14 protein-coding genes are annotated in these 23,889 nt (G+C 69.7%); 6 read left to right on the top strand and 8 right to left on the bottom strand.

Annotation, left to right across the window (positions count from 1 at the left end; all coding sequences use genetic code 11):
* Positions 1 to 14: 14 nt before the first annotated feature.
* The 6 genes from FJV41_RS17190 to FJV41_RS17170 all read left to right on the top strand — a co-directional run bounded on the left by FJV41_RS17190 (position 15) and on the right by FJV41_RS17170 (position 11,030).
* Positions 15 to 2,078, top strand: coding sequence for an AAA family ATPase (locus FJV41_RS17190; RefSeq protein WP_141643582.1), 2,064 nt, complete (start codon positions 15 to 17; stop codon positions 2,076 to 2,078).
* 12 nt (positions 2,079 to 2,090) lie between these two features.
* Positions 2,091 to 5,429 (top strand): phage tail protein, encoded by a 3,339-nt coding sequence (locus FJV41_RS17185; protein WP_141643581.1) that lies wholly within the window; start codon positions 2,091 to 2,093, stop codon positions 5,427 to 5,429.
* A gap of 25 nt (positions 5,430 to 5,454) precedes the next feature.
* Positions 5,455 to 5,877 carry a hypothetical protein gene (locus tag FJV41_RS52280; protein WP_174486062.1) on the top strand — a complete coding sequence of 141 codons (423 nt, stop codon included), beginning with the start codon at positions 5,455 to 5,457 and terminating at the stop codon, positions 5,875 to 5,877.
* A gap of 13 nt (positions 5,878 to 5,890) precedes the next feature.
* Positions 5,891 to 8,272 carry a glycosyltransferase gene (locus FJV41_RS17180; RefSeq protein ID WP_181790709.1) on the top strand — a complete coding sequence of 794 codons (2,382 nt, stop codon included), beginning with the start codon at positions 5,891 to 5,893 and terminating at the stop codon, positions 8,270 to 8,272.
* Positions 8,273 to 8,279: 7 nt separating this feature from the next.
* Complete coding sequence (locus tag FJV41_RS17175) at positions 8,280 to 9,041, top strand: glycosyltransferase family 32 protein (RefSeq protein WP_141643579.1); 762 nt, start codon at positions 8,280 to 8,282, stop codon at positions 9,039 to 9,041.
* Between the two features lie 186 nt (positions 9,042 to 9,227).
* A complete protein-coding gene (locus FJV41_RS17170; RefSeq protein WP_246137251.1) occupies positions 9,228 to 11,030 on the top strand; it encodes a tetratricopeptide repeat protein in 1,803 nt (600 codons plus the stop codon).
* On the opposite strand, the gene FJV41_RS17165 is transcribed toward FJV41_RS17170, so the two are convergent.
* From FJV41_RS17165 to FJV41_RS17130, 8 genes are all read right to left on the bottom strand, one after another.
* Positions 11,027 to 12,142 carry an NAD(P)/FAD-dependent oxidoreductase gene (locus FJV41_RS17165; RefSeq protein WP_141643577.1) on the bottom strand — a complete coding sequence of 372 codons (1,116 nt, stop codon included), beginning with the start codon at positions 12,140 to 12,142 and terminating at the stop codon, positions 11,027 to 11,029. The genes FJV41_RS17170 and FJV41_RS17165 overlap by 4 nt on opposite strands.
* 117 nt (positions 12,143 to 12,259) lie before the next feature.
* The gene (locus FJV41_RS17160; RefSeq protein WP_141643576.1) at positions 12,260 to 12,661 is read right to left on the bottom strand and encodes a hypothetical protein; all 402 of its coding nucleotides are present in this window, start codon (positions 12,659 to 12,661) and stop codon (positions 12,260 to 12,262) included.
* 197 nt (positions 12,662 to 12,858) lie between these two features.
* Entirely contained in the window at positions 12,859 to 13,293 is a 435-nt protein-coding gene (locus FJV41_RS17155; RefSeq protein ID WP_141643575.1) for a hypothetical protein, read from the bottom strand.
* 62 nt (positions 13,294 to 13,355) lie between these two features.
* Positions 13,356 to 15,659 (bottom strand): lantibiotic dehydratase, encoded by a 2,304-nt coding sequence (locus tag FJV41_RS17150; RefSeq protein WP_141643574.1) that lies wholly within the window; start codon positions 15,657 to 15,659, stop codon positions 13,356 to 13,358.
* Positions 15,656 to 17,533, bottom strand: coding sequence for a hypothetical protein (locus FJV41_RS17145; protein WP_141643573.1), 1,878 nt, complete (start codon positions 17,531 to 17,533; stop codon positions 15,656 to 15,658). The genes FJV41_RS17150 and FJV41_RS17145 overlap by 4 nt, the downstream gene beginning before the upstream one ends.
* Positions 17,530 to 19,866: a lantibiotic dehydratase gene (locus FJV41_RS17140; protein WP_141643572.1), complete on the bottom strand. Its 2,337-nt coding sequence runs from the start codon at positions 19,864 to 19,866 to the stop codon at positions 17,530 to 17,532. Before FJV41_RS17140 ends, FJV41_RS17145 begins: the two co-directional genes overlap by 4 nt.
* 56 nt (positions 19,867 to 19,922) lie before the next feature.
* Positions 19,923 to 23,165 carry a serine/threonine-protein kinase gene (locus FJV41_RS17135; protein ID WP_181790707.1) on the bottom strand — a complete coding sequence of 1,081 codons (3,243 nt, stop codon included), beginning with the start codon at positions 23,163 to 23,165 and terminating at the stop codon, positions 19,923 to 19,925.
* On the bottom strand, positions 23,158 to 23,889 hold a 732-nt coding region (locus FJV41_RS17130; protein ID WP_141643570.1), incomplete at its 5' end, for a hypothetical protein. The genes FJV41_RS17130 and FJV41_RS17135, both read right to left, overlap by 8 nt.

Genomic DNA, 23,889 nt, shown 5'->3' with positions numbered 1-23,889 from the left:
GCCCGAGGCGCGCCATGTCCATCTCCCAGCCTCCTCCCACCGAGTCCCAAGCACACGAGCACTTCAAGCTCTACTTCTTCGCCGCCGCGTCACGCGTGCTGGCCCAGGGTGCAAGCCTGTGCGGTGGCGAGGACTCCGTCCTCGCGCGTTTCCCCTTCCTGGAAGTCTACCGGGCGGAGCTCACCGAGCTGGGCATCGACCCACATGAAGTGTCGACCGGAGCAGGCCCGTGGGCCGAGGCGATCTCCGCATGGGAAGAGGACGTCACCGAACACCTCCCCCTGCGCGCGCTGCGCCGGGCCGCTCTGTTGGACCATGACACGCTGACGCTCCTGCTCGCGGTGGGCATGGTGGAAGAAGATGCCCGCTTCGGCGCGCTGTTCGCATCACTCCAGGGCACGCCCACGCTCCACCGTCCCACGCTCGGCCTGCTGAACGCGGGCTGGCGCGGCGATGAGGACCGGGGAGAGACACGCGCGCGGTTGCGCCGCTTGATGGAGCTGGGGCTCGTGGAGGTGACGGACCGCGAGGCCCCTCGCTCCGAGTGGGCGCTCCATGTCCCTGGCGCGGTCTGGGATGCGCTGCGAGGAGAGGCGCCCGACAAGCCCACGTCGTGGATGAAACACCACCCCTTGGAGCGGCTGGAACAGGACGAGCCGCTCATCATTCCAGAGTCACTCCGCGAGGCCCTGGAACGACTGCCCACGCTGCTCGGCTCCGATGAGGTGCGCGCGGTGGTGCTGCGGGGACCTCGTCACAATGGGCGGCGCACGCTGCTGCGCACCGTGGCCCGCTCGCTCGGACGCGGCGTGCTCGAGGTGGAAGGACTCCAGAAAGGAGAGGACCCGCGCTGGCGCGTCGTGGGCCCGCTGGCGACGCTGCTGCACGCGATGCCCGTGGCGGTGACGGACCCGCCTCCAGGCGAGGCCGCTGAGATTCCCGCGTTGGAGGGACTCGACGGACCGCTGGGCGTCGTGCTCGGCCGACTGGGCGGTGTCACGGGAGACGGTGTCGACCGCGCGCTCACGCTGGACGTGGCGATGCCGGGCCCCGACGAACGCATGCTGCACTGGAAGCGAGGACTCGCCGGCCGCGCCTGTCACGCCCTGGAGACGCTGAGCACGGGCTTCCGCCTCACCCGGGGACACCTCCGACGCGCGGCCCGCCTGGCCCAGGCGCACGCGGCACTCGCGGACCGAGTGCATGTGGAACCCTCGGACGTGCGCGAGGCCACGCGTGCGCTCAATCGACAGGCCCTGGACACCCTCGCCGTGCGCGTGACGACGCCAGGGGATTGGAGCCAGCTCTCCGTCGCGAGCGAGACGTTGCGCGAGCTTCGCCTCCTGGAGACGCGCTGTCGCAACCGCGAGCGCATGGGTGCGGCGGTGGGAAGCGCACTGGCGCGACAGCTCACCGCGGGCGTGCGCGCCCTCTTCCAGGGCCCCAGTGGCACGGGCAAGACGCTGGCCGCGCGGCTCGTATCGGCGGCGCTCGGGCTGGACGTGTACCGGGTGGAGCTGTCCTCGGTGGTGAACAAGTACATCGGCGAGACGGAGAAGAACCTCGCGCGCATCTTCGCGCTCGCCGAGGAGTTGGACGTGGTGCTGCTCTTCGACGAGGGCGACGCGCTCTTCGCGCGGCGCACGGGCGTGGGCTCCTCCACGGACCGCTACGCCAACCTGGAGACGAACTATCTCCTCCAGCGCATCGAGTCCTACGAAGGCATCCTCATCATCACCACCAACGCAGCCGACGCCATCGACACCGCGTTCCAGCGGCGGATGGACGTGGTGGTGGACTTCCGCTCCCCGGACGCCTCCGAGCGCTGGACGCTCTGGCAGCTCCACCTTCCTCCCGCGCACGCGGTGGACAGCCAGTTGCTTCGCGAGGTGGCCGCGCGCTGCCAGCTCAGCGGCGGACAGATTCGCAACGCGGTGCTGCACGCCTCATTGCTCGCGCTGGAGGAGCAGGCGCCGCTCGGCTCCGCGCACCTGGAGGCGGGCGTGACTCGCGAGTACCGCAAGGCCGGAGACGTCTGCCCGCTGCGTCGGTCCACCACGCCGTCCCTGCGAGGCTGAGAGAGACCACCCATGCCTCCCGCCCGCGCACCCGCCCGAGCTGCCTCCCGCGCACCCGCGCGAGGAGCGGCGCCCGCGCGCGCGGGGGCCACGAGCGCGGCGGCACCGGGAGGCGCGGCCATCAAGGTCGGCGGTGACGCGGAGAAGGACCCGCGCTTCCGCAAGGTCATCGAGCAGCTCAAGAAGAGCTCCGACAAGACGAAGAAGCATCCTCCCGCGTCGCAGAAGGCCGCGGAGGCGCAGGCCGCCGCCGTGTCCCCGCCCACCGAGCAGCTCGCGGGGGCGAAGGGCAATCAAGTCGACGCCATGAAGGCGGCGGAAGCGCCCAAGACAGAGCCCAACGGTTTCCTCGCGATGTTGCGCGCGGAAATCGAGAAGGCGATGCCGAAGACGCTGGATGACGCCGACAGCTTCATGGAGGGCAACCAGACGGCGCAGGTGAAGGACAGCGTCGCCGGAGGCGTCAGCGAGTCGAAGCAGGCGGCCACGGGCCCCACGGAGGCCGCGACGGCGGCGGCTCCAGACCCCAGCAGCGTGCCCGCCCGGCAGTCCTCGGCGATGCCCTCCGAGCCCGCGCCCGAGTCGCTCCCGGTCAACGGCGCGGAGGCCATGCCCGCGCCCAAGCCGAACACCCAGGTGCAGGCGCTGGAGAAGGGCAAGCAGGACGCCGACCAGCAGATGAAGGACGCGGAGCTGACGCCCGACCAGCTCAAGAAGGCGAATGACCCGCGCTTCTCCAAGGTGATTTCGGAGAAGGGTCAGGTGGAGAAGACCGCCGGAGCCGCGCCCGGCAAGTACCGCGCGAGTGAGACAGGCACCCTGGGTCAGGCCAAGGCGAAGGCAGGCGGAGACGCCCGTGCCGGCGTGGCGCAGATGGCCGGCGTCCGCGTGTCCGGCAACAGCAAGGTGAAGACGCGCCAGCTCCTGGCGAAGCAGAAGGACGAGGCCCGGCGCAAGGAAGTCACCGCGAACATCGAGCGGATGTATCAGCAGACGAAGCAACGGGTGGACTCGCGGCTGTCCACGCTCGAAGCGGACGTCATGCGCATGTTCGACCTGGGCGCCGAGGCGGCCCTGGGGGACATGAAGTCCTATGCGGACCGTGAGATCGAGAAGTTCAAGGACGACCGCTACAGCGGCCTGACGGGTAAGGCGCGCTGGGTGGCGGACCTGTTCCGCCCCGTGCCCGAGGGCATCAAGGTCATCCTCGGTCAGGCCCGCGTGCGCTTCGCCTCGAAGATGGACGCGCTCGCGGTGCGCATCTCCACCGCGGTGGACAACCGGCTGGCCCAGGCCAAGGCCGACGTGGACAAGGGACAGGCCGCCATCAAGGCCTATGTCGACAGCCTCCCTCGCGACTTGCAGAGCGTGGGACAAGAAGCCCAGAAGGCGGTGGGCGAGCGCTTCGACGAGCTGAGAAGCGGCATCGACGCGAAGAAGAACGACCTGGCCCAGAAGCTGGCCCAGAAATACAAGGACGCGTTCGACAAGGCGGACGCGGCGCTCAAGAAGTTGGAGGAGGAGAACGCCGGCGCGCTGAAGAAGCTGGCGGACGCCATCGGCGAGGTCATCAAGATCCTCACCGAGTTCAAGGACAAGCTGATGGCCCTGCTCCGCAAGGGCTGGGAGACCATCAAGCTCATCCTCGCGGACCCCATCGGGTTCCTGTCCAACCTCATCTCCGCCATCAAGCTGGGCGTCCAGCAGTTCCTGGGCAACATCAAGGCCCACCTGATTCGCGGCTTCATGCAGTGGCTGTTCGGAGCGCTGGCGCAGGCGGGCATCCCCATCCCCACGGACCTGACGCTGCCGAGCATCCTCAAGCTGGTGCTCGCGGTGCTCGGCATCACCTACGAGCGCATGCGCGCCAAGGCGGCGAAGCTCCTGGGCGAGCGCACCGTGGGGCTGATGGAGAAGGTCTTCGAGCTGGTGCGCACCCTGGTGACGTCTGGCCCCGCGGCGATGTGGGAACAGATGAAGGAGAGCCTCGGCAACTTGAAGGACATGGTCATCGAGGCGCTGAAGACGTGGCTCATCGAGACCGTCGTCAAGCAGGCCATCACGAAGATCATCTCCATGTTCAACCCGGCGGGCGCCATCATCCAGGCCGTCCTCGCCATCTACAACACGGTGATGTTCTTCATCGAGCGCGCCAGTCAGATCATGGCGCTCATCGAGGCCATCATCAATTCGGTGCATGCCATCGCCACGGGAGCGATTGGCGGCGCGGCCAACTGGATTGAGCAGGCGCTGGGGCGCGCGGTGCCCGTGGTCATCAGCTTCCTGGCGCGGCTCATCGGCCTGGGCGGCATCAGCGACAAGATCAAGGAGACCATCCTGAAGGTGCAAGGGATGGTGGACCGCGCCATCGACAAGGTGCTGGCGAAGCTGGTCGCGCTGGCGCGGCGGATGTTCGGGCGCAACCGGGGAACCAGTCGTCCGGGTGAATCCGCCTCCGCGGACCAAGATGCCCGGTTGACCGCGGCCGTGACGGCCGCGAAGGCGCACTTCGCGACACGCGACACGACGGTCGCTCAGGTCGAGGAGAAGCTCCCCGGCATCGCGCGTCAGCACGCGCTGACGTCCCTCAAGCTCGTCAAGGACCGCGAGGGTCGCTACCACGTCGAAGCCGTCGTCAACCCACGCAAGAAGGGCGGCGTCGAGCCCCTCTTCACCAACGAGCAACTCCGGGCCATCCGCCAGGTCGCTCGGGATTTCGCCGCGCTGATACGCACCCGACGCCAACAGGCCGAGTACAGGGCCAACAAGCATGCCTACCTGCTGAATGCCGATCGCGTCACCGTGGGCCGTCCCGTCGAAGCCGCGGGCGAGCACATCGTCGCGAATCTGGCCCACGACAAGGGCCTGTCGGTGATGCGAAACGTCGCGCTTCAGTTCTACGATGCGACGGGAGAGAACATTGGTGGATCGCAGGCGGAGATCGACTTCCTGATTCTCGGTTCGAATCGCGTCGAGGAGATCGTCAGTGCGAAGATGAACCCGGCGCAGCTCAGTGTCTCGCGCGACCGCAGCAACCTCGGCCACTATCAGAGCATGCCGCTGAGCCTCCAGCAGATGATCAACTATGCCACCCGTCATTTTGGCAGCGCGCGGCTCTATGCGAGGGCCGTCGGGGCACGCGTCACCTTCAACGACTATGGAAGTCCGGGCTCCATGCCGATCAGCCAGTTCCGCAGCCGGTACATGGCGAAGACTCCCGTGGACACGCTCTCGGTCAAGGTCCTCAGTCCGGCTCAGCCTGGAGGAGGGCGCACCCCGGATGTGCCGCTCTCCATGACCGCGACCGAGCTGATCGAACAGTTGAGCGCGGAGATCGACAAGCTCTTGTAGGGACTTCGCACCAGGAGGATGCCAGATGGGTCGTCGTCACCAGGTCTTCGTCGCTCCCGGTCCCGAGAACGAAGCGCTCCCCACGGAGCCGTCGCCCTGGCACCAGGGCCGAGAGGTCTACCTCCCCCTGGAGCATTGGCACCTGCTCCTGAACGAGGCCCGGCACCTCGACGCCGCCGAAGCGGCGCGCCTTCAGGAGTGGTCGGGACGGGGAGCCCTGGAGGATGACACCTTCGCGCCCTCGACAGGAGAGCTCGACAACGCGGTGGCCTTCCTGAAGCGCCTCGCGAGCCATGTACGAAGCGCTCCCGCCCTCGTGCCAGAACCCACCGAGGAGTTCCCGGAAGACTTCATCCCCGAAGAACATGCCCGGATGCTCGACTCCGTCACCGCGGTGTTCTCCGAGTCCTTGCAGCGCGGCCAGCCCTTCAGGGCGTGGGTCACCTGAGGCGCATCTCCCCATGGCTCCCTTCCGGCACATCTTCGCCTGCCTTGTCCACGAGCGCCCCGATTGCGTCGTCGACCTCGTGCGCAATCTGCATCACCTGGACCCCAGCTCGCTCATCCTGCTCTACAACGGCGGGCACAACCCGAAGCTGCTCGAGGGTTTTCCCTTCGAGCACTTCAACGCCGTCATCCACCCCACCCCACGGCCGATGAAGTGGGGCTGGCTGCACGACTTCGCGCTCGACTGCTTCCGCTTCGCGCGGGAGCACCATCCGTTCGACGCGATGACCATCGTCGACTCGGACCAACTGGGCCTGCGGCCCGGGTACTCCGAGCACCTGCGTGCGTTCTTCTCCGCGAATCCCGGCGCGGGCCTGCTGGGCAACGTGCAGGCCCCGCACGGTCCGGGAGCTCGCACCGCGCCCGCGGTCCATGCGCGGCGCGAAGTGGACCTGTGGCGTCCCTTCCTGCGCAGGTTCCCCAATGGAGAGTCCCAGTTCGTCCACTGGACGTTCTGGCCGTCCACCGTCTTCAGCGCCGACGCGGCCCAGGACCTCGTCTCGCTGTTCGAGCGAGACGCGCAGCTCCAGGACATCCTCCGCCGCTCGCGCATCTGGGCCACCGAAGAGGTGCTGTTCCCCACGCTCACGGCCCTGCTCGGCCACCGCGTGCTCACCAGCCCGTGTGACTACGAGGTGGTCCGCTACCGCGTCCGGTACTCCACCGCGCAGCTCGACGCCGCGATGGCCACACCCAACGTGTTCTGGGCACACCCCATCCCGCGCCAGCTCGACGACCCGCTGCGCACCCATGTGCGCGGACGCTTCGGCCGATATGAGAGCCCCTCCACGCTCGCGGGGCTGTCCGACGCGAATCCCAACGGCGAACGGAGCGCCGTGCTGGACACGCACGCCTCGCGCGAAGCCCCGGTGATGGAGGCGGCACGCTCGGAGTCTTCCGGTCTGCTGCTCACGCGGCCCATCCTCGCGGAGATGCGCGAAGTCGAAGGCTGGCTCACGGACGACGAGGCAGACCTGCTCATCGCCGCCACCTCTCGCGCGCTGACCTCCCTGCCCGCGACACATGCCGTAGTGGAGGTGGGGAGCTACTGCGGCAAGGCCACCGTCGTGCTCGGCCGGGTGGCGCAGGCGCTCGGAGTCGCGCCGCCCATTCACGCCATCGACCCGGGTGACGGTGTCGTGGGCGCTCGCGGAAGCAACCTCCAGCACATGGGCTCCACGCGCGCGAAGCTCGAGCACACCCTCCAGCGGACCGGGCTCGCGGCGCGCATCCAGGTCCACCACCAACACGCGCCCACCGTGGCGTGGAGCGAGCCCATCTCCCTGCTCCTGGTGGACGGGCTTCACGACTACGCCAGCGTGTCGGCCGACTTCCTCCACCTGGAGCCCTGGCTCGCCGTGGGAGGACTGGTCGCCTTCCACGACTGCGCCGACTACTTCCCCGGCGTGAAGCGGCTCGTGCGAGAGCTGCTCCATGAGGGTCGCTACCGCGCGCTCCACACCGCAGGCACCCTGGTCGTGCTCGAAAAGCGCGCCATGGCCACCCGTCAGGAAGTGGCTCCCAACCCAACGCCACCTCCAGCGCGGACGCAAGAAGAGGCGAAGCCCACGCTCACCCTCGCTCGTGCCTCCGCCGCTCTCGGCACCGAGGAGCCACGGCTCACGGTCCTCCCGTCGCGTGACGAAGCTCGGCCCACGGTGTCCTGCATCATGCCCACGTTCAACCGGCGCCAGTTCGTCCCGCTGGCGGTGCGCTGGTTCCTCGCGCAGGACTGGCCGGAGAAAGAGCTCATCATCGTCGACGATGGCACCCAGCCCGTGGAGGACCTGCTGCCCGAGGACCGGCGCATCCGCTACCTGCGACTGGAGCGCCGACACTCCGTGGGAGCCAAGCGCAACCTCGCCTGTCAGTCCGCGCGTGGAGACCTCATCGTCCACTGGGACGACGACGACTGGTCCGCTCCTCGACGCCTTCGCTATCAGGCCACGTCCCTGCTCGACGCGGGCGCCTCCGTCTGCGGGCTCACGCGCGTCTACTACCACCAGCCCGCGACGGACCGCTCCTGGCAGTATGTCTATCCCGCCGGACAGCGCCCCTGGGTCTCCGGCAACACGCTCTGCTACACGAAGTCCTTCTGGAGTCGGAACCCGTTCCCCGACATCAACATCGGAGAGGACGCGCGGTTCCTCTGGAGCGACCCATCCCGCAAGCTCCTCGTGCTCGACGACCCGTCCTTCTTCGTCGCGTGCATCCATGACGCGAATGTGGACCCCAAGCGCGTCCACCATCGCTACTGGCACCCCCATCCCACCGACACGGTGCGCGCGCTGATGGGCGATGCGTTCGACGCCGTCCACGCCCTCCTCGCGGCCTGAACCCGACATGACGCCCGCCCTCAACTTCTGCTTCCACGGTGGAGCCTTCCGCCCCACCGTCGTCGCGGCCATCCGCTCGGCCATGAAGCACAATCCCCAGGCCCGGACGTTCGTCTACTGCGATGAGCAGAGCATCCGCCGCTATCAACCCCTGCTCCCCGGTGCCCGCTTCGAGGACCTGGCGCAACTCAGCGCCCAGTTGGGCACGACGCGGCCGGAGGTCGCCTCACGGCGCATGCGGGCCTTCGCGCTCCATCAGCACGGCGGCTGGTACCTGGACGCGTTCGACACCGTGACGCTGCGCCCGCTGCCCGACGTGGAGCGCTTCACGATCGGCGAGGAGTGTTGGGACTCGCGCCGCCGCTGCGCCGGGGTCTGCGCCAGTCCCCCGGGAGACGCCTTCGCCCGGCACTGGCTCTCCGCGATGATGGCCATCCCCGACGAGGCGTGGGACCACTGGACGGACCAGACGGTGTGCAACCGCCTCATCAGCACCCATCACCACCTCGTCGAATCGCTGCCCACCGGGCGACTCAACTGGCCCTCCGAGAGCGGATTCACCGGCGAGCTCCGCCTGTCCGAGGACCAGGTGGCGTGGCTCCTGGAGAATGCCTGGGTCATCCACTACTTCGGCCGAGGCGCGAGGGGCGTGCCGTACAAGGAAATGGACCTGTCGGCCTTGAGACATTGTCGCAAGCTCGGCGGATGGCTTCCCCGACTCATCCTCCATCACACCCAGGGCCTTTCCGCTCCAGCCCCCGCGGAATGAGGCCTGTGACGCGCCCTGCCTTCCTGGATCACCCACCGTAGGTAAATACACCAGGGGTGGATTGCTCGACTGCTAAGAGGATGTGAAAGTGGGGCCTGTCGAAGAATCAGCAGGCACGCCTTCTCGACCCCCTCTCGAGGACCCACAGTGAGCGCCCCACCCGCTGTACTTGGTGTCTCCTTCGCAGTGTCCGTGGAGCAGGGAGTTCCCTCCGCGCTGCCTTCCCGGGCCATCGAAGTGGACGTGGGGGTGGCGCTGCCCACCGCCTTTGGAGGACTGAGGAAGGTCCTCCGTGCCTGCGAGGAGACCGCTCCCGAGGTCGTCCGCGCCGTGGCCGCCGCGCATCCCTCGGAGTGGAACCGGCTGTTTCCGGGCGCCATCCAGGGGGCCGCCGACCTGGGTGACCTGGCGCTCTCTCCCTCCGAGCGTCGGCTCCACCGCGAATCCGAGCAGGCGTTCTGGATTCTCACCGTCGCCGCGCGCGCCATCGTCGAGACGCTGCGCGTGAGCGGCCGTCCCCTGGTGCTCCACGGCGCTGGAGAGTGTGACCTGGTCAGCCTGCGCGCGGTGATGCGCGCGGCCGAGTGGGCACGGCTGGACGGACTGGACGGGACGCTGCTGTTCACCGGCTGGAGGATGCGGCGTCCCCATGGCGCCGCCGTCTTCGAGTCGCGACGGCAGGCCTACCTGGATGCGCTGAGCGACAGGCTGCGAGTCCCCCACGCGTCGGGCCCGGGGCCGGTGTCCTCGCGTCGGGAAGAGCCGGCGGTGGACCTGGAGGGCCGCTACCTGCGGCTCGTGGTGGATGGCTCGGAGTCGCGTGAGTCGCGCGTGGCGGCGGCCATCCTCGCCATCCGTCAGTGCTTCTTCACCACGAACTACGAGGGCGCCTTGCTGGCCGCGGAGCACGGCCTGGCGCTGCTGGACGGAGACCCGGACTCGCACCTCGCCTCGCGCGTGGCCCAGGCGTGGGACGTGCTGGACACGGGGTTCTCCACCCCCGCCATCGAAATCGACCGGAGCAGTCTGGGCGACGTGGATGAGCTGAAGGCGCTGCTCCACCGCAGCATGGGCGTGGTGCATGTCTTCACCGGCGCACACGACGCGGCGATGGAGGCGTTCGGCCGAGGCCTGGAGTGCCACATCCCTCCGGAGCTGGTGGCGAGGCTGCACATGTTCCGCGCGCTGACGTTGACCAAGCGCTTCGGCCAGCTCCCCAATGCGCGCGTCGAGGTGGAAGCGGGCGTGGCCGCGCTGGCGAAGAGCACCGCGCCGGACCGCGCGCTCCAGGAGGGCTGGCTGCGCAACGTGTGCGCGCTGACGTGGTTCCAGGAGCGCAAGCTCGACAAGGCGCTGGTGGAGGAGAAGCTCGCCATGCGCTGCGTGGGCGACCTGCACGACGCGAGCGCCACGCATCTGAAGATCAACCTCATCTCCAACGCCAGCTACCTCCAGGAGTCGGCGCGGCAGTTCTCCGACGCCATCGCCACGTGGCGGCGCTTCGAGGGCATCAGCGAGAAGTGGGGCGTCAACTTCTCCAAGCACCACCGCTACCGGCTGGCGGGGCTGGAGTTCGCCTCGGGAGCGCGCGCGGAGGCGGTGGAGCACTTCACGCAGGCGTATGCCAGCGCGGAGGCCCTGAAGGACTCCTTCCACCGACAGGTCATCGCCTCGGAGCTGGGGCGCATGTTCCTGGACGACGGGAAGATGGACTCGGCGGTGGACTGGTACGCGCGCGCGGAGCAACACGCGCGCGAAATCGGCGAGCCGCTCAAGGCAGCGGAGAGCCTCGCGGGGCTGGCCCTGGCCGCCGGACGCTCGGACTGGTCCGAGGCCCTGCGCTGCGCCCGCGCCAGCTCCACGTGGCCCAAGGAGACGCAAGCCCTGGTCGACGCGCTGGGAAGAGGCGACGCCGCGGCGGTGCAAGCCCTGCTGCCCCGCCCCCGGACGAAGCTGAACCGGCCTTTCGACTCGGTCAGCCTGTACTAGCGACGCTCTTCGACGACGGCTTTCAACGACGACGCCCTGCCCGGCGCGAAGGGCGCGGCGAGTTCCGTTCGTCCCCACGCGACCAGCTCCACGAGCACGGTCGCCGCGTGGGCGCCGGTGAGGATGCCCTGCCCTCCCAGGCCCGTGGCGACGAAGGTGCGCTGAGTGCCCGGGTAGCGGCCCAGGTACGGGCGACCATCCGGCGTCACCGCGCGCAAGCCCGCCCAGGCGCGCACGAAGCGAGCCTCCCGCAGACGCGGCGCGAGCTTCGCCACGGTGGCGCTCAGGTGCAGCAGGCCCGCGGGCGTCACGTTCTCCACGAAGCCGACGTCCTCCTCCGTGGCGCCGACGACGATTTCTCCCGCGCGCCAGGGCGCCAGGTACGTGGGCCCGGAGACGACACGAGAGAGGGACAGGCCCGGCTGGTGCACCACCAGCATCTGCCCGCGCACCGGCTTGAGCGGCAGCGGTGGCAACCCCGGGAAGGTCGATGACCACGGCCCCGCGCTGACGATGAGCTGGTCCGCGCGCAGCGTCTCGCGGTCGGTCCGCAGCACCACGGCGTCGGATGTCTCCTCCACGGACCGCGCGGACTCACCGAGCCGCAGCCGCACACCCGCGCGCAGCGCCGCGCCCAGCAGCGCGTTGACGTAGCCCTCCGTGTCGACCATGTGGCCCCGCGCGGACTCGAACGCGCCCAGCAGCGGCGTTCCCTCCAGCGCGGGCTCCAGCTCCACCAATCGGGCCGCATCCACCCACGTGCCCAGCTCGTCCGGATGCCGTGCCGCGCGCTCGGCGAGCACGTCACGCCCCTTCGCATCCGCGGCGATGCGCAGGATGCCCTGGCCCCGGCGCAGCAGGTGGCCCTCCGGAAGAGAGGCCAGTTCGTCCGCCAGCGTCGCCCTTCCCGCCTGCGAGAAGGCGAGCATGGCCGGGTCGTCGTAGAGGCGCACGGAGGGAATCGCCACACCCGCGGCGGCGCGGGAACCCCTGCCGCCGGGGTCCACTGCGTCCAGCACCGTCACGCGCGCCCCGGTGGCCGCCAGCCGCCTCGCCGCCGACAGCCCCACCACACCGGCACCCAGGACCACGACATCCGAGCTGGAACTCATCCGCGAGACTCACCAAGGCAATGCGAGGGGTTGCCCCTTGAATACACGAAGGGCGCCGACCCTGCTTCAGGGTGCGGCGCCCGGGGGGGAGGGCGAAAGTGAAGTCGACCGCGTGAATCAGGCGACCGCGGTCTCGGCCATGCGCTTGGCGAACAGCTCCTGCGCGTTCTTCAGGCTCTGCTCCGACAGGCCCTTCTCCGTGTTCGCCTTCATCACGTCGGTGAGCAGGTCGGTGACCTGGCTCGGCTTGGAGACCTTGTCGAGCAGACCGCTCACCAGGCTGTTGCCGCCCATGCCCTCGAGGAGGGACTTACCGGGGAAGTTGTTCAGCAGGTTCTTCGCGACACTCGCGCCAGGGAACATGTCCATGGCGGCGCCCAGGCCGGCCTGGAGGGGGTTCTCGCCCTTCATCAAGCCGCTGACGAAGCCCGCCGCGATACCGAGCGCGGGGTTGATGGCCGTGAGGGCCGGCTTGATGATGTCCAGCGCCTTGCCGAGAACGTCCTTGAAGAGCCCCATGGTCGCTATCTCCCGAGGTCTGGCATCGCTCCGCGTCCGCCGCGAGCCAGCCTGACAGTGGAGTTATCGGTCCACCGCTCCCGAAGTTCCGTGGGGCCTGGAACAAATCCCACCGTCCGCCAAAGTCCCCGGGATTCCGTGGGTTTACATCCCACCTTGTCGGCACCCGGGGAGAAATGCCGCCGAAAATCAGGCGATCAACCCTTCTGGGGGTCCTGGGGCGGAGGCGTTCCACCGCGGGATTCCGGGGCGCCCTTGAGGACCGCGTCCGAGGCGAGCGCGGCCTTGTAGCGGTCGTCACCCTGTCCCGCGCTGAAGCCGTCCCGCATCTGCGCGCGGCTGATGATCACCTCGCCGCTGATGAGCTTGTCCAGATGGTCCTGGATCTCCGCCACGGTGGCGGCCTTGGGGTCCTTGGCCTTGAGGTCACCGTCGAGGGTGATTTGCAGCGGCATCTGCTTCTGCGGGTGCTGGGCGTAGTCGAGGATCTTCTCGACGTAGGCCTCGACGGAAATCTGGAGGAGGCGCGCCTGCTCCTTCACGTCCGCGTCGACCAGCAGCTCCGCGCGAATCTCCTCCACGGGGCGCTTCAGCTTCCGAGTCTCAGGAACGACGGTGTTCTCTCCGGACATGGGCTCTCCAGGGTGGCTGGCCGTGGCTTTGCCCCATTCTGTTCGCGGACGCGCCTCGGATGTCAAAGCGGAGGGGTGCCCTCGCTCCAGCGAGTGAACTGCATGCGCAGCTCACAGGTGTAGCGCCCCCGGGCGTCCTTGAGCCAGAGCTGCGCGGGGGCCGGGTACATCTCCTCCACCGACAGCCGCTCGGCTTCGCGCGACAGGTGCGAGAGCAGGTCCAGGGCGAAGGGGCTCGCGGTGTCGATGAGGTAGGGCTTGCGCTCCTTGGAGCTGCGCATGAAGACGAAGCGAGGCCACCCGCGCGTACGCCGCTCGCGCTGCGCGGCGAGGAAGAGGTCGAAGCCGGTGGGGCGCGCCAGCTTCTCCGAGGTCAGCTCCCAACGCTCACGCTGGTACACCGCGCCGCCGATGCTCAGCCGCGGCAGGTGGCTGCCCTTCGTGCGCAGCGGGGCATGGAGCACCTGGGGATGCGCCAGCGCGGCGAAGGGCGGATAGGACGAGAAGTCATCCAGGGGCAGGTACAGGTGCAGCCGCTCACCCTTCCCGTCCACCAACACCGGCCCTTGCGACGTCGGGAGCACCTTTACGTCGGCTGGCGTCATCGCGCCGTCCTCGACGTCCAGCACGTCCGACACCGCGTACACGAGGCGCCGACCGGGAAACACGTAGAAGCCCTTGTTGCGACGGCGGATGGACAGGCCCACCAGTCCACGTGCCGCGGGGTCCGCGTCCAGCCAACGCGCGGCCACCGCCGAGTACCGCTCCCGCGACGGGAAGAAGGCGCTCAGCCAGCTTCGCAGCATCAGGTGGTGGTGTACGCGCGCGAGCATCACCTCGAACCCGGCGCCCTCCCCCTTCGACGCGAGGCAGACATCCGGCAGCGCATACCGGCCGCCCGGCGTGGACGTGCCCAGGAAGTCCACCGGCAGCGAGCGTGCCCGTGAGGAATCCTCGTCCAGCAACACCGGAGGCACGGGAGAGAAGCGGCTGCCCGTGACCTGGTCGGGACGCAGCCGGACCGCGTACTCCAGGAGGTCCACCGGCCGTTCGTCGGTGCCGAGCGCGTCGCGGACCTGCTCGCGGAAGCCCTGCTGCACGCGCTCGCCGTAGGCCGCGGACAGCTCCAGGGGACCGGTCAGCGCGGACTCGAGTTCCTCCGTGAAGCGCTGGCCGAAGCGCAGACGAAAAGGAGAGCTGGCCTCCTCGTAGATGATGAGCCGGTCCGCGTACACCTGGCCGTCACCGCGCCGCGCGGGCTTGCCCGTGGCCTCCGTGAAGAGGGCCTCCAGCTCCGGCAACAAGGCGCGACGACGCGTCAGGTTCGCGGTCTCGAACTCGGCCTTCAGACGCGAGAGTGTGTCCAACCGCGCCAACCAGAGTGCGCGGGCCTCCAGCGCCGGCAGGGCCGCGACGGAGTCACGCACGCTCTCGAAGGTGGTGAAGTCGTTGGGCCGGAACGGCAGCCCCCACAGCAGCAACGCGCCCTTCACCAGGGGCAGGGCCGAGCGCATCACCTCTTCGACCGCGAGACCGAGCACCTGCGCGGCGGCGGCGGGCGTCGGATGCGCTCGCAGCACGGCCAGGAGCTTCTCGGCGCCCTCGGCCAGCGGCACCTCCAGTTGCAGGGCTTCGCACGCGGCGCGGCCCGGGGACACCGTGAAGAGGGGGTTGAGGCGCAGTGGCAGGTGAGGCCGCAGCGTCCGCTCGCGCCCCACCGCGCGCGCCAGCTCCGTCACCGCCCAGAAGGAGAAGAACGTGCGCCGGCTCGTGTCGCCGCTCGCCACCGTGCGCACGTCGAAGTCATCCGCGTCGGTGCGCTCGCCGTAGGAGATGGGGCCGAAGAAGCTGGTCGTCTCGTTCTTCGCGCAGAAGCGTTGGAGGTACGTGTAGACCTGTCGGTCCACGCGGCGAGCGTCGGACGTGTCCTTCTGCTCGCCCCCTCGCAGGTAGCGGGCCCAGACGTTGTCGAACATCGCCGGACTGGAGAGGAACACGGCCTCCTGGATGGCGGGGTCCGCCGCGCGCTCTCGCAGCTTCAAGCGAAGGTCCGTGCGCTCATTCGCATACCGAGTCTGAAGGACTTCGCGCCTCACGCGATAGCGCTCCAGCGCGTCACGACTCGTCTGGCCGTGACGGGACTTCAGCGTGGGCACGCGGCCCTGCTCGAACGAATCCTGGAGTGCCTTCGCCCCCGATTCGTCGCCCTCGGCGCGCACCGCGTCCAGGAGCGCCCGCTCGTCGTCGAGCAGCAGGTTCGCCTCGCCCAGCACCTCGTCGGAGAACCCGAGCGACTCCAGCCAATCGAATGGGAAGCCGGCGTGCCGGAGCACGAACACCTCGCCCAAGGTCCAGCGCTCGCTCATCCGTGCGTCCTCTCCAGGATGGACTTCGTCACCAACGTCTCGACCAGCTTCGCTCGCTGCGCTTCCGGCACCACGCCCAGCGCGGCCGATGCGGTGGTGGGCGCCGTCAGTCGGGACAGCACCGGCGCGAGGCGCGCATCCATCGCGAGCACGACACCAGTGCGCAGGTTCGCCGCATACCACGTGGGCTTCGGGGCACCATCGAGCGATGCCGGCAGCCGCACCACCGCGCAGTCCGCGTCCAGCCGGATGAGCGCGGCGGCTTCGTTCGCGGGCTCCTTCTCGGGCGCTGGAACCACGGGCGCCGCGACTTCGTGCGAGGTCTGCGCCGCGGGCGTGGCAGCTCCATGAGTCGTATTCGTCGCGCGTTCAGGCGCTGGAGTCGCGGCGACCTCGTGCGAGGACTGCGCTGCGGGCGTGGCAGTTCCATTCGCGGTATTCGTCGCGCGTACAGGCGCTGGAGTCGCGGCGGCTGCATGCGCGGTGTCGTCGCCAAGCAATGGAGCTGCGGGCGCGAGCATGAAGGCCGCCGCGACCCGGCCCGGAATGAGCGGGGAGCGACTCAGCAGGCGGCTCGCCAACGATGTGAGCACCGAGGGCAGGCGCGCCCCTGGAATCGTGCCGGGCTTTTCAATGGGGCGACTGCGGGACAAGTCCCGGTCCGCCGGCGGGTCACCAGGCTGTCCCCACCAGCGGCCCAGGTCGCGAACTCGAGCGATGCGCTCCACCGACGCGTGGAACGGGCGCACCCCCGCGAGTTGGTCGAAGAAGCACGCGCCCTCCATCGCTGCCAGCGTGACGTCCAGGGACTCCTCGTCCACACCCGGCGCGCCCACCCACCACTCCGCGACGACCCGCACACCCGCGGCCTTCAGGCGTTGGTGGCCTTGGACGAGCTGCTCCACCGGAATGAACCGGCGGTCGATGTCCATCACCCGGCCGTTCTCGATGAGGCAGAAGCCCACCACCACCGTCTGGCAGCCGCTCTCCACGAGCACATCGGCCGCCAGGAGTGAGCCAAGCGACACGTGGCCCGCCCAGCGTGCCCCCCCGGTGAAGGCGCGCACATCCTTCAGAAAGCAGGCACCGAGCCAGCCCGCGCTTCGCCGCGCCTCCGGTTCCGCGTCGCCGGCCGGTGGCGTTTCCAGGTAGGCCCAGTCCTGCTCATCGCCCCATGGGTAGGGAGCAATGACCTCCAGCCCCAGCCCGTCGGGGACCCACAGGACATCGTCAGCGCCAGGGGCACCGTCCAGCGGAACCACCCGCCAGCGCAGCGGGGGCACGTGTTCTGGAAACGCGGCGCGCCGGAAGGCCGGCATCCGCGCCAGCACCTTGCGATGCGCCCAGGCGAAGGGCCCCGCGACCTCCAGGGCGACGTGTGCCGGACACGCCTGCGCGAGTGTCACCGCGGCGGGAAGCTGGAGGTCTCGCTCCAGCCACAAGCGGACACACTCCGCTTCCTCGAAGCGCGCGAGGACATCCGCAACGTCATCCGAGTACGACGCGGGCAACCCCGCCACACGCTGGACATCCCCGCTCCGCTCCGTCGTGCCGGACTCCAGCTCCACATCATCCAACCGCAGGTGGACACCGTGAGGCGGGCCGGAGATGGCCGTCAGCACCGCGCCCAGGGCCCGCAGCTCCGGGATGGGGCCTCTGTCGCGAAGTCCCTGCGCGACTCGCAGCAGGAGCAGCTCGCGCATCGCTTGTGGCGACGGGGGCGACGACTCGCGGACCAGGGCCTCCGCCTCCATCGACTCCGCGGAGAAGACCCGGCGGACGAAGTCCCTCGCCAGGTCCAATAGGTGCCACCCCTCGGGGACTTCCGGAACGAGCGTCACGTCCCGGTGTGGCGGTAGAACCAGCCACTTCATCTCCCCTCCTCCAACGTCGGAGGTGCGCCGGCCCTCGGGCCTCCCCACATCAACGTGCAGCGAAGCTCCACGGTGTGGCGCCCTCCAGGGCCTCGGAGCCAGAGCTGCTCCGGTCCGGGCAACATCTCCGAGAGGATGACCTCTTCCTTCTGCTCCAGCAGGTTGAGGAAGACGCGCAGCAAGGGCGGGCTGCGCACGTCCACCAGCACGGGCTTTCGCTCCCCCTTGAACTTCGCGAAGACACACTCGGGAAGGCCCCGCGCGTCCCACAGGCCCACGGCGACCCGCAGCCTCGAGCGGTCATCCTTGCACGCGAGCAACGCCTCACACGCCGCCGCGTCCAGCCGCCACTGCTCACGCTGCACCACCACCCCACCGAGCGTCACGCGGGGCGTGTGCTCTCCCAGCGACACCCGCAGCGGACGGATGCGTGGGAGGGAGAACGCCGTATGCACCGCGCTCTCCAGCTCGCCGTTGTAGAGACACACCTCGGAGCCGAGCCGCTTCGACACCAGCCGCGCGCTCTTCCCGTCGCTCTCCACGAACAGGTCATCCAGGGGAATCCGCCACGCGGAGGCACGGGAACTCACCCCGCCCAGCTCCACCACCGGCCCTGGAAACTCCGACGGCAACAGTCCCGTGCGACGAGAGGGCAGCACCGTCACCAGCGGCATCGCGCGAGGAAGCGCACCGAGCGCTCTCACCATGGCGCTCTCCACCTTGCCGCGCGCGGGGTGGAACTGGAGCGCCCAGCCCCATACGAGCGCGGTGTCGTGGATGTCTCCCATCACCAGCGTGTAGTCGCCCTGCCCCCACGCCTCCACGTCCTTCGCGCCAACGAGCAGATCCACCGACGTGACGAGCGGCAGTGCGCGGGCCATGTCCCAGGCGGGCGGCTCCACCGCACCCAGCTCGACGGTGCGCGCGTCCGCGCTCGGAATCGACTGAGCGAGCAACTCCGCCATGGAGGTGTCCAGCGGCACCGGCAGGTCCGCGCTGGCCGCCGCCACCTTCCAGAAGGGAACCGTGCGCGAGCCCACCTTCTGCGCCACCGCCGCGCGGGCCGCGTCTCGCGTGCGCCAGGCCGCCTCGGCCATCCACGCCAGCGCCGGCTCCATGCGGGTCCCCAGCTCCCGGGCACGCTCGCCGCCCACCTCGAGCCGCAAGTCGCCTCCGCACTCCTCCCGAAGCGCGAGCCGGTCCTGGTAGAAGTTGTGCGACTCGGACGCGGGCCCTCGCTCCGTCGGAGGAGCCACGCCCCACTGCTCCTTTGCCCTCTTCGCGAAGGCGTCCTGGAGCGACATCTTCCCGCTCGCGTCCGCCGCGCCGTAGCGCCCCATCAACTCCAGCAGCGCGCTCAGTCCCTCGATGTGACGTCGGGCCCCTCCGCTTGGCAGGGCGGCGACACGTTCGGCCAGGTCATCCACGGGATGGTGCACCGCGGAGGGCACCTCGAGTTGGTGCGTGAGCAGCGACTTGTCACAGCCCAACCGCAGCGCCTCGCGGGCCAGACCGGGCGCCACGCCCAGCGACGAGGCCAGGGCCGCCAACGTGCGCGTCCCATCCGCCAGCTCCACCAACCGAGGCAGCAGCTCCTCCGCGCTCTCCGGCGTGGGGCCCGACTTGCGCGCGGGCATCTCCGCGAAGGCCTTGCGGCGCGGCACCAGCCACGACGCGATGTCGGGGTCGAACGCGATGGCTCGCACCAACCCCTGCACCAGCCACGAGGCCGCGAAGGTGTTGCGCCCCACCAGCGTCTCGGGACCGGACCAGCGCAACGTCACGCCCGTGGGAGTGGACGGGTCCACGCGGCCGTAGTTGATGGGGCCAAAGAAGCCCATCGTCTCGTTCTTCGCGCACAGCCGCTGCAGATAGCTGGCGACCTGCCGCCGGAGCCGCGAGCCTTCTCGTCCCGCGAGCAGGTCCTTTGCCACCGGCGGACTGGAGCTGGCCACGGCCTCCAGGAAGCGCGGCTCGCGACACAGGGCCACGGCCTGGGCCTCCACCGCCGCAAGCTCCCGCTCCATCGCCTCCGCGAAGCCCGCCTCGGCCTCCTGGGCCGCCGCCGCGCGGACATTCCACTCCGCGAAGCGCTCGGGAGACTCCAGGCCCTCCGTGTTGACGGGGCGCCCCGCCTTGAGCGCCGCCAGCAGCTCTCGCGGAGGGCGGCGCACGCGAGGCCCCTGGGCTCGCAGCGACTCCAGCCCGCGCCGCTCCGCTTCGAGACGACGCGCCCACGCCGCCGACTCCGGGCATCCCAACCGCTCCAACCAGTCGAATGGGAAACCCGTCGTCCGCACGACGAGGTGAGGGAAGAAGGTCCAGCCCTTCATGGGTCACATGCCCTTCAACCTCGTGGGGCGCCCGAAGGCGGCCCGAGGCCAGCCGTTCAGTCGTGCTGCTGAGCCGTCAGGACAATCTCCTGCCCCGGCACCGCCAGCACCCACTGCTTGCTCGCGGCGCCAGGACAACTCACCACCACTTCCAGCTCCCTGCCGGCCTCGATGGAGGCCTTGTTCACCGGCGTGCGGTTGGGCAGCGGAGCACCATCCACCTGGACCTGGCAGCCCGGAGCGCTGCTCGCCACGCTCAGCACCCCGCGAGTCCCCGGCTGGGGCATCGCATCCGCCAGCGTGCGCACGTCGATGTCCTCGCGCAGCTGCGTGGTGCCGAACCGCCGCAGCTTGCCGTTCACCGCCGTGGCGATGAGCAACGGCCCCGAGGGCGGTGCCGGCAACGTCTGCGCGCCAGACTCCAGGCGCACGCCGCCGACGTACACGTGCTCGCCCTCTTCCAGATTGCGGAACATGGAGTCGGAGCCGCGCAGCAGCACCACCGCCACCACGGCCACCACCAGCAGCAAGCCGCCACCCATGGCCGCCCACTTCAGCGACGAGCGCCGCTCCGACTCGTCCGCCGCCGCGGGCACCGCGTGCACCTGTACCGGAGGCGGAGGACGCGGCGCGGCGACAGGGCTCTGATGCGTCGGTGAAGAAGGCCTGGGTTGCCCGGGGCGAGGCGCCACACCCGCCGCGGGCACCATCGTCGAGGAAGGCCGCTGGGGCGCGGGCACCGCGGTGTGTCCCGGCTGCGACGGACGCGGCGCGGGAGCCGGCCGGGCAGGCGCGGGAGGCGGCGGCACATTCCCCTGCAGCAACACCACCTCGGTCCGGTCCGAGGCATCCAGCTCCGGGAGCATCGGCAACGGCGGCGTCAGGGCTGGAGGAGGCGGAGGAGGACGATGCGCCACGGGAGGCGGCGTCGGAGGACGCGGGGCCACGGGAGGCGGCGTCGCGGGCCGGGGGGCGACAGGCGCGGGACGCGGGACGCTGGACGAAACGGGCGGCGCGGACACGTTGCCGCTGCCCGTCCCCGTCGGACGCGGGATGTTGCCGCTGCCCGCGGTCGTCGGCTTCGGGCCACTGCTCGTGCCCCGGTTCGGCGTCCTCCCATCGCTGGGGGCCACCATGTCGCCACTGCCGACGTTGCCACTGCCCGTGCCGGTGCCGGTGGGGACGGGCTTGGGATGGCTGCCTGTTCCCGACGCGGACGAGGGCGCGTACTCCACCAGCCGGTCGCCGAGCGTGTCCTTGAAGAACTGGGCCACCGCCGCCGGAGACGAGTTGAGACGGTGATGCGCCATCACCGCTTCGATTTCCTCACGCATCGCCGCGGCGGACGGAGTGCGGCGCGCGGGGTCCTTCACGAGCGCGCGCAGGACGAGGTCGGAGACGTCCTGCGGAATCTGCGGACGCAGCTGCGAGGGGACGGGCGCGGGGTCTCGAACGATGGCGTTGAGCGTGGCCGCGTCGTGGTCCCTGCGGAACGGCAACTGTCCGGTGAGCAGTTCGAAGAGCACGACGCCGAGCGCGAAGACGTCGTTGCGCGCGTCCAGCGTACGGCCCGACGCCGCCTCCGGGGAGATGTACGAAATCTTCCCCTTCAGCACGCCCGCCTGCGTGTTCTCCTCGCCCGCCACCTTGGCGATGCCGAAGTCACTCAGCTTGATGGCGCCGTCCAGGGAGATGAGGACGTTGTGGGGGCTGACGTCCCGGTGCACCACCGGGTGCGGAATGCCCGCCGGGTCCACATAGGCGTGCGCGTAGTGAAGCCCCGCGGCCACTTCCGCGACGATGCGCAGCGCGTGCTCCAGCGGCAGCGCCATGCCCTTGCGGCGCAGCTCATTCACCAGCCGCTTCATGTCCGGCCCGCGCACGTACTCCATCAGGATGTACGCGACGCCGTCGGACACGCCCACGTCGAAGGTCTGCACGACGTTGGGGTGCGTGAGCCGCGCGTTGGCTCGGGCCTCCGCGAACAGCATGTCCACGAACTCGGGGTTCTGCGCGAACTGCGGGAGGATCTTCTTCATCACGACGAACTTCTCGAAGCCCTTCACGCCCACCTGCTTGGCGAGGAAGACCTCGGCCATGCCGCCCTGGCCCAGTCGTCGGATGATGTTGAGCTTGGTGCTGCCCAGCGAGTTGGAGATGTCGGTGGGCGAGCCCTTGTTGGCCTGCGGGTCGATGTTGGTGGACCCGAACAGGTACTGACTGAGCGCGCGCGGCTCCAACGCCTCGATGTCCTCCAGGGGCCGGTCCGTCAGCTGCACGCGCGCCAGGAACCCCTGGAGCTGCGGCATGTGCGGCACCTGGGCGCTGCCGCCGCAGATGGGGCACTCGATGGAGATGGTCGTCTGGTGCGCGCGCAGCTGCGCCAGGTACTCGTGCGCCTGGATGCGCTGGTGGCTCACCTGGCCGCAGTTGCGGCACTCGCACGGCAGCCACAGCGTGGCCAGCCGGCCCGGCATCAGCTTGGACGAGCGCGCCAGCATCGCCAGCACCGGCGGAGGCACGCGGCAGAGCACCACCTGGGCGCCCTGCGCCGCGGTGTCCAGCACCTGCTCCAGCTTGGGCAGCGCCTCCGGCTCCACCTTGCTGACGTGGCTGAAGTCGAAGGCGGCGCGCCCCTCCAGCCCGGACGCGAGCCTGCGCACGTTGAGGTCGCCCTTGAGCGTGCTGGCCAGCGAGATGAACGTGACGTCGTCCTGGACGATCTTCAGGTGCTGCGGGAGCTCCGACTGCTCCGTCGGCATGCTCGCGCGCAGGTAGCGCATCACCACCGGGTCCACGGTGCCGAACTGCTGCCGGCGCGCGTAGTCGAAGAACTCGCTCGGCAGGTCCGCGAACTCCAGCGGGTTGGAGCAGACGGGACAGGTGTGCTCGGGCGCGCGCTCCTCGGCGATGACCTGGGCCTCGTCCACCAGGTTCACCACCCGCATCCGGTCTTCGTTGCAGGTGCGACAGGTGTACGGGGCGAGGACGGAGAGCACGCGCGCGACGCCCGCGAAGCCCTCCACCATGTTGAGCTGATCCACCACGACGGGGGGCGCATGCACGACGTACAGCCCCAGCGCGCCCGGAGGCAGCTTCGCGGCGAATTCAATCCACCGACGGACCCCGAAGGAGCTGATGCGCTCCACCCGGCCGAGGTCGACCACCAGGAGCCCCGTGAGCTCCGGATGGGTCGACGTCAGCGGGAAGGTCTCGTCGATGACACCAGCAATCCGGACGTGGGTGATGGTACCCACGCGGAGCCGGCTGATGATGGCGTTGGAACCCTGGCTATCCACCGGCCCTGACCTCATGCAGACAGAACATCAGTGACTTGGGCTGGGCCGCGCGGCGGCGCGCGTCTCCCAGGTCCACCACGCACACGACTCGCGACTCCCGGCCAGCGGTCACCCGGACCGCCACCGTGTCGCAGTGCTCGAGGATGCGACGCAATCCAAGACCCGCTCCACCACCAGACGCATCCACCTTCACGCGCTGTCCCCACCCTTCCAGCGCCCGGGCGAACGAGCCCGGCCGCAGGCCGCCGAAGCGGTCCGCCACTTCCAGCCACATCCGGCCGTCCTCCACCGCGAACACCAGCTCGCAGGCGTCCTCCGCCTCCACTTCGCGCACCTCTGTGCGGCGGTGCGCGTAGCGAGGCTCGCCCCGCGCATCCACCGGCGCATCCAGGAGCGCGTTGACGGCGATTTCATGCACCACGTCCGCCACCAGCCCCGCCGAGACGCGGCTGCCCTGCGCGTCGCTCACCGCCACGGCTGCCGCCGTGGCCGCCGTGTTGATGTCCACCATGCGGCGCAGCGGATGGCGCGACACCTCCGCCTGCTCCGGCAGCAGCGAGCCCTCTTTCCAGAGCGCGCCCAACAGCCGGACCTCCCACATGGAGGGCCCGCCGTCCCGCTCGCGCGTGGCCAGGAGCAGGGCGGGAGGCTCGCGCCGCAGCCATTGCGCGTGCTCGGGCTTGAGCACCCCGTCGAACAGCACCAGGGCGCCCTGCCCTCCCAC

It is taken from the genome of Myxococcus llanfairpwllgwyngyllgogerychwyrndrobwllllantysiliogogogochensis, assembly GCF_006636215.1.
GTDB lineage: Bacteria > Myxococcota > Myxococcia > Myxococcales > Myxococcaceae > Myxococcus > Myxococcus llanfairpwllgwyngyllgogerychwyrndrobwllllantysiliogogogochensis.
Note: the sequence above shows the minus strand (reverse complement) of the source record. Positions and strands in the feature narration are given on the sequence as shown.